The 13,653-nt window shown below is 28.3% G+C and carries 9 protein-coding genes and 1 pseudogene; all 10 read right to left on the reverse strand.

What is annotated here, in order from left to right; genetic code table 11:
* Positions 1 to 125: 125 nt before the first annotated feature.
* Positions 126 to 277: pseudogene (locus ACNRYB_RS18055) on the reverse strand (IS1 family transposase); the annotation flags it as partial.
* A 207-nt stretch (positions 278 to 484) separates the two neighbouring features.
* On the reverse strand, positions 485 to 1,342 hold the full coding sequence (locus ACNRYB_RS18060) for a lysozyme inhibitor LprI family protein (protein WP_473728207.1): 858 nt from the start codon (positions 1,340 to 1,342) through the stop codon (positions 485 to 487).
* Positions 1,343 to 1,370: 28 nt separating this feature from the next.
* A complete protein-coding gene (locus ACNRYB_RS18065; protein ID WP_473728208.1) occupies positions 1,371 to 2,345 on the reverse strand; it encodes a CFI-box-CTERM domain-containing protein in 975 nt (324 codons plus the stop codon).
* A gap of 65 nt (positions 2,346 to 2,410) precedes the next feature.
* Positions 2,411 to 3,448: a WD40/YVTN/BNR-like repeat-containing protein gene (locus ACNRYB_RS18070; protein ID WP_473728209.1), complete on the reverse strand. Its 1,038-nt coding sequence runs from the start codon at positions 3,446 to 3,448 to the stop codon at positions 2,411 to 2,413.
* Positions 3,449 to 3,485: 37 nt separating this feature from the next.
* Positions 3,486 to 4,556, reverse strand: coding sequence for a WG repeat-containing protein (locus tag ACNRYB_RS18075; protein WP_473728210.1), 1,071 nt, complete (start codon positions 4,554 to 4,556; stop codon positions 3,486 to 3,488).
* A 535-nt stretch (positions 4,557 to 5,091) separates the two neighbouring features.
* On the reverse strand, positions 5,092 to 5,688 hold the full coding sequence (locus ACNRYB_RS18080; protein WP_473728211.1) for a hypothetical protein: 597 nt from the start codon (positions 5,686 to 5,688) through the stop codon (positions 5,092 to 5,094).
* A 124-nt stretch (positions 5,689 to 5,812) separates the two neighbouring features.
* Positions 5,813 to 8,839, reverse strand: coding sequence for a sensor histidine kinase (locus tag ACNRYB_RS18085; protein ID WP_473728212.1), 3,027 nt, complete (start codon positions 8,837 to 8,839; stop codon positions 5,813 to 5,815).
* Positions 8,817 to 9,572, reverse strand: a complete 756-nt coding sequence (locus tag ACNRYB_RS18090; protein WP_473728213.1) for a LytR/AlgR family response regulator transcription factor — start codon at positions 9,570 to 9,572, stop codon at positions 8,817 to 8,819. The genes ACNRYB_RS18085 and ACNRYB_RS18090 overlap by 23 nt, the downstream gene beginning before the upstream one ends.
* A gap of 850 nt (positions 9,573 to 10,422) precedes the next feature.
* Positions 10,423 to 11,712: a 5-methylcytosine restriction system specificity protein McrC gene (locus tag ACNRYB_RS18095; RefSeq protein ID WP_473728214.1), complete on the reverse strand. Its 1,290-nt coding sequence runs from the start codon at positions 11,710 to 11,712 to the stop codon at positions 10,423 to 10,425.
* Between the two features lie 2 nt (positions 11,713 to 11,714).
* Positions 11,715 to 13,526: an AAA family ATPase gene (locus ACNRYB_RS18100; RefSeq protein WP_473728215.1), complete on the reverse strand. Its 1,812-nt coding sequence runs from the start codon at positions 13,524 to 13,526 to the stop codon at positions 11,715 to 11,717.
* Between the last annotated feature and the right edge of the window lie 127 nt (positions 13,527 to 13,653).

Below are 13,653 nucleotides of genomic sequence, written 5' to 3' on the forward strand. Positions count from 1 at the left end.
TAACTAACTAACTAACTAACTAACTAACTAACTAACTAACTAACTAACTAACTAACTAACTAACTAACTAACTAACTAACTAACTAACTAACTAACTAACTAACTATTTAATAATTCTTCCTTTAAATTTCCTGATTGATATCCTTTTTGTAAGCGTTGCAGCCATACTCAATCTGCTGTCTTTTTTTGCAAACACAACATTTATATCGCTGATTACCCACAGATTGAAATCCATTTTTTATGCATTTACCACTGCAAAATTACATTTTATTTTCATGACCTAATTTGGAACACTAAGGTGAGGTAAAAGCACTTTAAGGCTTATTAAAAGACAAAAAAAAGAAAGAGACGACCATCAGGTCGTCTCTTTCTTTTTTCAATAATTTAAATTTAATATTCTTTTTCAGCTAGTTAAATGATTAGTTTATAAAAACACCTAATCTGTAACATTACCAACCCAATAATCTTTTATGAGAACACTAGCCTATTCTTTAGATTCCAGAATGTCATTTAATTCACCTATTCTTTTCTCTGTTGCCTCTTTTTTACAATTATTTAAAAAACCATTGTAAAGATTACCCTCTCTCAAATCTCTAGTTTCTTCTTCACAAGAAACATCTCTATGTTTTATCCATTTTCTCTGTTCAAGTCTTAATGCAGTTTTTTCAGTTTCGTTTAAGACTGCCATAACTTGTTCGTAAATAATATTCAATTTTTTATCAGCTATTTTAAGCTCGTCTTCTGATTTAATATTATAACTTATTTCACTTGCATTATAAGTACTATTATTAGTTTTGTTTTCATTATTCGGTGTTTGAATTTCTGTCGAATTTTCTCCTTCTGAAATATCTTTAGAAGAATAATTATCATCACTCACTTTAACCTTTGACAAAGTGTCATTAGCATCTGGAATTACTTCAATTTCAGATTCATTAATTTGATTGTTGATTTCGGTCTTATTATCATTATTATTTAAAAGATCTATGCCTTCGGTATTTGACTTATCAACATTTATAGAAGAAAAAAGGGAATATATGGCATAAATAATTATCAAAATCAATACTAAGAAATGAACCATATGAATTTTCTCCGTTATATTCCCCATGTCACTACCACTTTCACCTTTAACAGTTTGATATTCTACAATTTTACCATATCTGGTGTTAAATGACCTGCCTGTTTTCACCTCTCTATCCATATAAGGAGCCATGGTAATTATTTCAGTTAAAAAACAACCTAAAAATAGCCAAGCTAAAAAATTCTCCTCCCAATTATAATAACAAAATAATGCTATAACATAGGGTACTGCTAAATGAAGCCAATTCCAAAAACTTAATTTCATAATTTTTTATTTTAAAAAGTAGAACGGGTTAATTGGAATGTTTTTTTAAAAATCGAGATAAACAAACTAAGGGTTTAACAATGAAAATGTAACTCAACTTCTTTAATACAAAACTTCTTTCTATAAACTTTGCAACTATTGCTCCGTGTAGATAGTACCAATGAACAAAACTATCTCCCCAATATTTTTGCAATATCCAATTGTCTCTAAAATATCTTAATTCCATAACCAACGGATGATTGTAGTTTCCCATTGTAGCAGTTGCAATAAAACAAGAACCTGTTGTTTGTTTCTCTATAGATTCTATATATTTATCACGATTTTTAGGATTCAAATTATTTTCAGGATGATAAAAAGTTATTTTAGTTGTTTTATCATTAGATACTATTCTAATATTATCATCTTTTAAAAAATCAACATTATAATCCTTTATTGTTGAAAAAGACAAGTTAATTTCCACATTGTCAAAATCTTTATTTCTATTATCACCAATCAAATGAGATGCATTTACAGTAGCAGTAGATAATATTCTTTTATAATCGAATTTTCTTAACCATTCAAGCGAACTAAAAGGATTATTTATAAAATTAATTCCTAGGTTTGATTCTAAAACACAAAATTTTAAACTATTTAATTCTAAAATATCATCATCAGAAATATTTACTATTTTGTTATTTGATAAATTATATGATACAGCTCTAAACTTGGAAATATATTTTATTGAAGTAATATTGTTGTTGTTTAAAAATATATACTTAGCCTTACCTAATTCTGAATCAGGATATAAATCTGTGATTTGTTGAATACTATGAATGTCTCTATTTTCATAAGCTAAAGAAGATTCCTTTTTTATTTTGGCAGTACTTAATGTTTTGTTTATTACTGAATGATTTGGAATTGGTTTACTGATAGGATTCCCACAAAAAGCACAAAACATTGAGCTTTTACCGTCAGGTAATTGATTTAACGCCCCACAGGAAGAACAGTATATTGCATTATCCATAATTTTTTTTTATTTCAAAATTTATATTAAGAAAAAGTGAATTTATAAAGTATAAGAATTTAATACTACCTGACTAAATTTGATGAATTCGGAATACTTAATTCCCCATCTATTACTATATAATCTGAATTAATATAAAAATTAGAAATACCACAATGTAAACGTAAACTACTTTTACATAATTTAGATGTATCTATTTTTGAATTTTCAATTGAATTTTTATAATATACTATTTTGCCATTTTCTATAATTGTTCGTTGATTCTCATCCATTTTTGAATTAGTAAGAATGAATAAAATATTGTCTTTTAAAAATACATTTCTGACTTTTTCAAGTTTTGTTTCTGTTTTTTGCTGTAAATCATATACATAACTAATACAATCATAGAGTGCATTACGACTTTCGTTATAGTCAATGTATAATTTATTATCAAAAGCTAAAAATCTACTTATACCACCAAGGCTTCTCATTGTTTCAACATCATATTTAAAAACAATTTCATCTATTTTTGACCATGATATTCCTTTGTCAGTAGATTTATAAATGTTTTTAAGAGTAGCAATGTACATTTGGTTATTTGAAGATGTAAATTTGGTTATTTGGATGCCTTCTGGTGTCTTTATTTTATTCCAATTGGTGCAATCTTCTGATATATAGAGTCCTTCATTTGAAAGTCCTATATAATTATCATTAAATATATATCCTTTATAGAATCTCCTTTGCTCTTGAACTTTTTTGTTTTTGCTGATTCTTTTAAAACTTCTTCCAAAATCTTTTGAAATTAAAAATTCTGAATTAAAAATTATCAAATCATTTTCTCTAATAAATAAACTTTCGTCAATGTCTTCATGAAATATATTGTTATAAGGTAAAATTGTTTCATTATATTCAAACGATTGCCAGTCATGTCCTCGGTTATAAGATACAGAATAGTAATTTGCATTAAATCCAATTATTGAATCCCCTTTGCAAATCAATTTTTCAAACTTTAATTTTTCATTATAATCGGCTTTAGTTTTTTTTCCAATGAATGCATTTACTTGTGCATTTAAGGCATATGATAAAAACAGTGACAGTATGATGCTAAATAGCTTTTCTTTCATTTTATATTTTTTTAATTATCAAAGGAAATACAATAGATTAACCACCAGATGAAACGGGGAACACTGCTGCATTCATTGTTTTAATTATATCTCCTTTATTATTAATTAAATAATATTCTTTTTTCTGAATTTCATCATCAGGATTACTAATTATTTTACTTAATTCTATTAATCCATTTTCAAATTTTATCGCTGATCCCCAAATTGGTTCATAACCTTTGTCTAATTCCTTAACAATTTCAAATTTCTCATTGATTATACAATATCCATCATTGACAATTTTATAACCATCCAGTACTTTTTTGCTTATTATTGCAAATCCATTATCAAAATCACCTGCAAACGAATATATTTTTTCACTAAGAATTTCTCCTTTACTATTTTTATAACCAAAGCCATCTCTACCATTATCACCATAACTGACTATATTAGGCAACGGTTTGGTAGCTATATCGCAGTATGTTCTATTATATGATTGATAATTACGTAGATAATCTTGGTTTTCAGCAATAGACATACTGCCATCCTTATTTATTATATAATAATCAGGCTTACCTTCATTATAGTAACCACCATCTTTGTCAAAAATCTTTTTTTCATCGATACCGTAAGTGATACCATTTAGAATCTTAACATTATCAAACCATTTATTAGAAATATACTTTCCCTGCATGTTTATAAAACAATATTTCTCATTCAATTCAACCCATGCTATCCCATTACAAAATTGTCCAGTGGAATCATATTTATGGGGAATAACAAGAATCCCTTTCTCAGAATAATATCCAAATTTTCCATTCATACTAACAGAAATTAGCCCTTCGTTAAATCCAAGATTACAAAAAGCATATTCGTCATCAAACTTAGGTTGAAAAACCACCATTCCCGTCTCATTTATCAATCCCCATTTTTCATTTTTTTTGAATCTGCTTAATCCGGATTCAAACATTGTCATTTCTTCAATTGTCGGTTTCAAAATAATTTTACCCGTTTTATCAATAATTCCATATAGTTTGCTGGCATTATCATAATAAACCGTTTGCGCTGTTATTAGATGGAAGCTGAGTAATTGAATTAATGATATAATTAATGAATATTTAAATTTCATATTTTTATTGGATTGGTTTTATATTGCATAAACACATTAAATAGTTTTTACTAGTGTTTTTTTAGTATTAATTTACAGTTATAAGAACTGTGATTGTGAACAGTATTTTTTTTCTTCTCATTCATATTTCATGACCTGTAGTTGTTTAATCAAGACGCACAAGCCTCAATATTTAGAAGCTTTTTGAGCAATAGAAAATTATTGCCCTTCCAACTAGTTCTTTGAATAATTTGGATTTTGCAGAAGAATTCTTTGGATAAATTCTTCCCTTAATTGTGCATTTTTACAAAGCATAAATTAATGTTTTATATATAAAACTGTAATGTTCTATTAAAGCTATTTCAACGACCAGAACGCATTAGTTTTTCAATAAAGTCCCAAACCTACAGCAAATTAATTATCAAAAAATTAAGAATTAGTTATCGTATAGATTTATCGCTTTAACGTTTGACAATAAATAAAAAAACTATTCCTTTCAGAATAGTTTTGTGACTTTGTATTTTATAGTCATTAGATTAATTTCCAATTTTATATCTTATTTTAAAACTTCAATTTTAATTCTGTAATTACCACTAACAGGAACATCAATATTCTTATTAAGGAAAGTACAGTTAAAATTCCCTTCAATAATATAAAATTTAGATTGCGAGTCCTCAGACAAGAAATTAACTTTGGTTATTTTGTGCGTACTTTGAGTATTTGGTTTTAAATTTAGATAGGTATCGGTACTTTTATCTTCATAAATAATACTCAAATCATTGTTTAAATTACAAAAATTACTATTACTTCCAGCTGTAGAAAATGTCCATATACTATTAGTATCAACAACCCTACTGCTAAGAATGTTGTTTTTTTGTGTATTTGAATAGTCAATTAAGTTTTCAAAATGGGCAAAACTAACTTCAATAAATAAAGATGAATTCTCCACTTCACCAACATATTGCAAAAACAAATCCCCATCATCCAAACAATTCTCCTGTCCTCCAAAACCTGTAGCGTAAAGTCCTTCACTTGTGTAATTTTTTCCTGACACATTTACCTGCAAAAATAAATTGTCTCCTGAATTATCTTCATCAGAACTGCTACAACTATTAAATAGCACTATAAGAAAAGTACAGAAAAAAATCTTCATAAGTAATTTTAAATTATTCATTGTATTGTTTTTAAGATTAATATAATCCAAAACTAACTCTATAGAAAAAATTAAAATTTGAACAACTAGTTTTCGTACAGGTTTTATGACTAATCGTAAAAAATTATAGAATTTGAAAACGTAATTCCACTGTAGTTCCTTCTTTTAAATTGGAAGTAATTATTATAGGATTAGAATTATGAGCATCGAATAGGGCAATACGTTCTTTGGCTAAGTCAATCCCTTTTGATGTGTGAAGTTTATTTAAATTCATTAATTGCATTCCTTTTCCGTTGTCTATAATTTTACATAACAAAAAGTTATTACGCTTAGTAAACGAAAGAGTTAATTTTGGATTTGCTGAATGAGAGTCAAATGCATGAACAAATACATTTTCAATAAATGGTTGAATTAACATTGGAGGAATTTCAATTTCAAATAAATCTAATTCTTCATCTACAATTAACTCAAACTGAATATGATTTCTAAATCTCATATTTTCTAGGGCAACATAAGATTTTAGATATTCAATTTCATCGGATAATGCAATTTTTTGAACTGAAGAATTGTTTAATGTTTGACGAATTATCTTCGAAAATTCTCCCATATACATAAGAGCATCATCCGTGTTATTATCAATGATATAGTTCTGAATAGAGTTCATTGCATTAAAGATAAAATGGGGGTTCATTTGGCTTTGTAACGCCTCCATTTTTGTTTCCGCTAAACGTTTTTGAATTTCAGACTTTGCACGTTCCTGCTTTTTTACAGTACGTATGCGATTAATATAAATTAGATAACTGCAAATAAAAACAATAATAAAACAGCTTAGTAAAAACCACCATGTTTTCCAAAAAGGAGGCGTTATTACAATATTTAAAATATCATCTGAAGATATTTTACCAGAATAAAAATTTTTGATTTGTAATCTAATTACATAGCTCCCATTTGGCAGATAAGTAAGATTGATATTTTTATCTTTTGTCCATTTACTCCAATTAGAATTACTTAGTCCGAATACCTTATAACGGTATTCCAACTTATTTGGGTATATGATGGATTGAGGTTCAAATGCAATTGAAATAGTATTCTTATTATATGGTAATTCAATTTTATCCGAATTATATTTTAACCATTTAAAATGATGTTGACTTATCTTCTCGAAGTTAACATCAATTCCTGTAACTTTAATTTTTGCAGAAGCATTTTCATCTCTAATATAGCTCTTAAAATCAAACTCATAATAACCATTTTGAGTTCCCATTTTCAAAACAGTTCCATCAATATTTGAAGAAGTGAAGGCTTTAGTTATTAATCCTTGTTCTTCATCGATTAATCTAATAGTACCATTTTTATAAATATTTAATCCTTTTTCTGTACCTATAAACAAAATGTCTTTGTAACATTCTAAAAATGAAATTGAATTACCAATTAACTCTGTCCTATTGATTTTTTTAATTAATTTAAATCCTTCTGAAACATCAATAAAAAAAATATCTCCGAAAGAGTTTGCAATTACAAGTTCACTTTTATCATTAACTTTAGCCTGAACAAGTTCTTTTTCATTCCATATTTTATTTAAAGCACAAGAAACGGATTTATCATTTTGAAAGATATACAACCCACCTGATGAAGAAGCTATATAATATTTACCATATAAAAAATAAATAGCGAAAGCATCCCTTGGAGTATTTTCGTCTGTCAACTCATATGTTTTAAAATCTATATTATTTTTAAAATTTTCTGATTTATAAAACTTACCATAAGCAACTTGGAAAATTATTGCCTTTTGATTTAAAAAATTAAAAGCACTTACGGAATATGGAAAATAAAGTGTTATTTGCCCTTTAGAATTAATTCCAAACAACCCAATCGTCGAATTGACCCAAATAACTGAATTCACTATCTGAATACTTCTTAACTCAATACCTTTTAGCGCTTTTGCATCCGAAGACACATCATGTTCAAAATATCGAAATGCTGAATTTTCTTTATACCATTTACTGGCAAAATTATAAAACATCTGATTTTTGATTTCAGTAGTAATTTCTTTTCCGCTAAGAAATAGTAGCCCATCCTTATGTAGAATAAGCCCATTATTCCCCATCTTCTTAAGACATACTATATCTAGTTTTGATTTATTATAAAATGATGAAGGATAATATTTAATCTCTTGTTTCAAATCAATTTTAAATAGTCCTTTATTTATAGTCCCTACATATAAGTTGTCAGTTGAAGAATCGTAAAACAAACTCCAAACTTCAGAACTTTCGATACCAAACTCTCTATTAAGATTAACGAGTTTATTATTTGCTTCCTTATAAATTCCCCCCGTAGCAAAATTAATTCCATTACCCGCTACATAAGTCACTCCTCTTTTATCCGTTACAAAATTCCAAAAAACGCTACTCCCAAAATGAGTGTTGGATGCTTCATTTTTTAAATAATCGATAATTTTAATTTTGCTTATGGATTTACCAATTGCATCACTATGACAAATAAAAAGACTATCATTTTTCTTATGAATTGAAAATATATCAGGTTGTTTATGATTTATCAGTTTTATACTTTTTGTTTCTAAATCAACCCGCCAAAAACCATCGTTAAAAGTTCCGAAATAAATTTTAGAATTTATTTCAACAAAATCCATGACTTGAAATAAGTTCCTGCAACCAATAATTTTCTTGCTCAAAAGGATTTTATGAGTTTTGATATCCAAAACAGTAATACCGAATTCAGTTCCTATGTAAAGAAGATTTTTGTAGATAAATAATCGTCTGATTTTATCATGAATAAGTCCTTTTTTTTGATTGATGACTTCATATTTTTTACCATCATAAAAAGTCAAACCACCACCATGACTACCAAACCACATATTATGATAAGCATCTTCTACAATTGCCCAACAACTATTGTGCGCTAAACCGTCTGAAATATAATAGTTTTTGACTGTTCCGTTTTGGATAGCAGATAATCCATTTGCTGTTCCTACCCAAAGAATTCCACGGCTGTCTTTGTAAATTGAATAAACGCTATTGTTTGGTAATCCATCAATTGTAGAAAAATTCTTTGATGGAAATTGTTGTGAAAAAGCTATTTTAACAACAAAAAGCAGAATCAATAATAGATTATTTTTTTTGAATAATAGCATTTATAAATTCTTCTTTTTTTCTAACAGATACTGGTAAAGTTTCTCCATTGCTTAATTCCACAAGGAGTTCATTTGTTTTATTAAATCGAATAATGTAATTAAGATTAACTAAATATGATTTGTGAATTCTTTGAAAAATAGAAGTTGGAAGAAGATCTTCAATATATTTCAATGTTTTAGACAAGACAATATTTCTTCCGTCAAGACAAACAATTTTACAATAGTTACTATCGGCTTCACAGTACAGGATCGCATTAGTTTTAATTAATTCAAATCCTTTTTCTGTTGGTAGTGCTATTCTGTTAAATTCTGAACCTCCCGTATCAATGTTTTCTAAAAGTAATCTTAGTTTTTCTTGTTGTGATGCCTTAGTTTGTTTGTCATTGTATTTTTTGATAGTCTCCAACAAATCGATATAATTGATTGGTTTTAACAAATAATCCAACGCACTACATTTTATAGCATCTATAGCAAATTCTGAATGTGCAGTCGTAAAAATGACTTCAAATTTTACTTTATTTAATTCTTTAAAAAGTTGAAAACCATTTTTATTTGGCATTTGGACATCCAGAAAAACTAATTCAGGATTGTATTTTTCAATAGCAATTTTTGCTTCATCTACGCTTTCGCATTTATCAAGTACTAGAAATTTATCAGGAAAATAGCGAATCAAAAGCTTTTCCAGAAACTCTCTGGCATTGTATTCATCGTCAACAATAATGGTCTTAATCATTTGATAAATATAAATATATTTTAATTAAATGAATTGATTGAATTAGTAAACGTTATAATTTTCACAGTAAGTGACTGACAGACTACTATCCAGTTTCAAACATGTGCAAAATACTCGGAGTAAGCAGCAGCTATTATTAATTTTGTCACAAAGTTCGAGAATTCCCTGCGGGCGATAGTAAAAAATTCCCGCATAAATGCAGGAAAAAAATCTTGCTTTATTAGGTTGCTTTTTGCGCTTGCTAAGTGATTCCCAATGAATGTTCCATAATTAAAAAATATAGAAATTATGGAAACTTTAAACCAAAACTGGCAAATCGTATCTGAAACTGAACTGATCTACAAAACGAGCGCCCAAGCTCTCTTTGATAAGAAAGAATTTTTCTGTAAAATGAATTCTTAATTGATCGAGAATTCCATTTACAGATTACTTTTAAAGTCTTTTTACCAATCTTTATTCTTACTTGGAATTTAATCTGGAGCTTTATTTATTTATTTATTTATTTATTTATTTATTTATTTATTTATTTATTTATTTATTTATTTATTTATTTATTTATTTATTTATTTATTTATTTATTTGCAATCCAGCAATTCTTCTTCTATCGGCCTACTTGACGGTCACTCAAAATTAGACTAAAAGAAATCTAAAACAACAAACGATACTAAATCGCTTTTCCATTGAATAAACACCCTTTCTCACCAACCTCTCCTTCACCGGCCAAAACAACAATTAAAAAAAGTCTCAGAAAAAAAATATACAAAACTAACTAACTAACTAACTAACTAACTAACTAACTAACTAACTAACTAACTAACTAACTAACCAAAGTTTAAAGAAACCAATTGCTTTATTTAACGGGCAATTCAATTCCAATTTTAAAAAATTGCACATACTCTTTTTCCTCTTCAATCATAAAATTGCTGTTTTTAAAATCTGCCCTTTTTGCCTCTTGGCTTGAATAGACAACAAGACAATCAATAATTTTATCCTTTTCAACTTCTAAAAAATCATAAATCTGTTTTAGCCGTGCATAACCGCTAATTTGCCTAATATCCTCAATGCTTATGCTGGAATTTAAATATTGCGGTTTATACTTTGCATCAACTATCATTTTGATATTACCATCTTGAGATTTTATTATAAAATCTGGCTCTAGATAGTTAAACTTTTTATGATAGCTAACTTCTTTGTAAAGGGGAAACCTCTCCTTTAATTTTGAGAACACATACAGTTCAAACAGCTTGCTCATATCAATCCAAAAAGGCGGAGTATTGATTATTTTTGAGTTTACATTTGACACATTGTAGCCAAATCTCTTTAAAATAGATTTTGCAAACTTCAGCGCCTGATCATATTCTTTGTATAATTTATTGGGCCTCACATATTTTAATTCCTCAATATTTACCTCATCGCCGATATTTGAAAAAGCAGGTTTTATATAATTTACTAATTCTTTTAATTTTGCTGTATTGACACCATTAATGTTTGCAATTGCGGCAACGGAGAATTTCAAAGCCTTTTTTAATATTCTATTTTCAATATTATTATCTCCAAATACTGTAAACTGGCAATAGCTGACATTTTTTCTGTTATTAAAATGATTTTTTTTTATTGTTTTATTAATAAGAACCTTCCCCTTAATTGCACTATTCAAGTTTTCATTCATTGTATAATAGGACTTCTTCAAGCCGGTTTGGACGATTTTTTTTAATACGTTCAAATACTGAATAACCAATAGCGGCGTTAGAAGGTCTTCCGATTGCTGAATTGGAATTGCAGGCTTTTCAAAATTAATTTCACATAAATCATCCAAATGGCAATAATTTTCCTGCTCCCTTAAAATATCAAAAAGCATTTTCAAATAATTAACTTCGGAAAGACCATTGTCAATTTTGGGCTTAACATAAATGGGAAGCACATTATCTACCACCCAGTCAATGCCTACAAAATAAGATGTTTCAAACCTATAAGAATTTAATCCTTCCTCCTTGTAATGGATTTTATAGCAATAGGCCCTATTATCTCCTTTGTGGATAGCTTTTTCGTAATTTTTCTTATTCAGAACATCGGCAAAAATCTCAATTTTTTCTATTGATTTCGGATTTTTATAGCCATACTGCTCATTTAATATTATCATTTTTACAATGTATTGATTATGAGTTCCGCACTTTCCTTTAAAATACCATCCTTGACATATTCTTTTAGTATAGGAACAATTTCATACTTTCTGCGGATTTCAAAGCCTTTGCCTTTGTTTATAAAATAGCTATGGCCAAGCCACACGTCCTCAGGCCTAAACTCTTCTGACAAATGTTCTGACCTTTTTAATCTTACCTGGCTATTATCTCTATACTCATCAAAATTTTGAATGAATAATGCTGAAACCTTTTTGAACAATTCGAGTTCGAAACTATTTCCTTCCAATACTTGAGGCAAAATATCTATAAAAGCAAATCGTCTGCGAATAGCATAATCTATATGGCCCACACTTCGGTCAGAAGTATTCATTGTTCCGATTATATACAAGTTTGATGGGATTATTAGCTGATTATTATCATCAATGGGATACATGCTTTCCACTATTTCATCTCTATATTCTAGTGCATAGATAAGCTCTCCCAAAACTGATGGCAAATTTGCGCGATTTATCTCATCGATAACCAATACATAATTTAAAAGTTTATTTTCTATGCCTTGATCGCTAAAATTTTCAGGAATTTCTTTAATAAAGGATCTGAAGTCCTCCAGCAGCGGTATTAATAATTTTCTATAATGCCGAGCCGGTAAAGCAACTGTACTGTAATCAGCATCAAAAGGGAGGTTTAAAAAAATAAACAGAAAGTCAGAAAATAAAATATCAAAGCCAAATGAATGAGGCGCATAGCTTTTATTGTAATAATACAATCTATCTTTTAAAATCTTTCTTATATAAGTTTCTGTTCCATTTAAAATGTATTCTCCTTCCTCTTCAATTGCTGAGCCAGCATTTTGCAAATAATCACCTAGCATTTTTTTAAAATAAGCTTCCTTAGATATTAATTCCGGGCTTTTTGTGTGATCTAACCAATTCTGATATGCTTCAAGTGCAAAATTGGAAAAGATTTTATTCTTAGTGATATAATTAATTTGATTATCATCACTTTCAGCGACAATACCTCTCACAAAATCTTCATATGAATATGCAGGATGAAATTGAATGATTTTGAATTGACTTGTGTTTTCAAGTTTCTCTTTCTGCTCCTTTTTGCTATCTGAAACTTTTGAAAAAAGCATTTGTTCGGCCATATCTTTAGCTGTAAATGTCTTACCTGTTCCTGGAGGCCCCTGTAAAATGATTTGACCTTTTTCTTTCAATATTTCAATTTTATTCTGAATATCCATACTCATTTTTTTAAAATTTCCTTTCTCATTAAATATTATCTGATAGGCTGCAAATTGTTTTTTTAAATCTTGAATGATTGTTTCAAAAGCAGGATCTTCGATGAAATAATAATCTTCTTTTTTCTGTAAACTGAATGCTTTCCCAAACAAAGTATATTCATTATGCTTAGGATCTATTAGGTTATTTAAAGTTCCATAAACGAAGTAATAGTCCGGTAATATTTTTTTTATTTCATCCTCATATTTTAAAAAACCATCCATGAATGGCTTCATATACTCAACTGTACCCATTTCGTTCGCAAAAGGGACATACTGTGTATTAAAGCCTAAACCGTACCGGACTTCCAAACTATCGGCATCAAAAACAATGTGATATTGGACTTCCGTTCCCCCTCCTTCGTTTATCGCCCAATTTTTCCCTTTATCAGCATCATAGGTAAATAAAATTCCACGTTTTGGCACTTTTCCTAATCCTGCCAATTCTTTTCTTGCTCTTCCAAATTCATTACAGAATTCTCCGAGTGCTTCATTTACCTTATTAATAAGTTCTTCAGTATTATTAAACTCCATTTCTAAATCATTATTTTTATTGAGTCATTTATTTTTAACAAGCAAAAAAAAGGTTTTAACTATAAAATAGGCAGGAATCTTAATGAAGCTACCTCATTTTTTATACTAGCATCAGCGGTTACGGTTC

This window comes from Flavobacterium sp. CR10, from assembly GCF_055814415.1.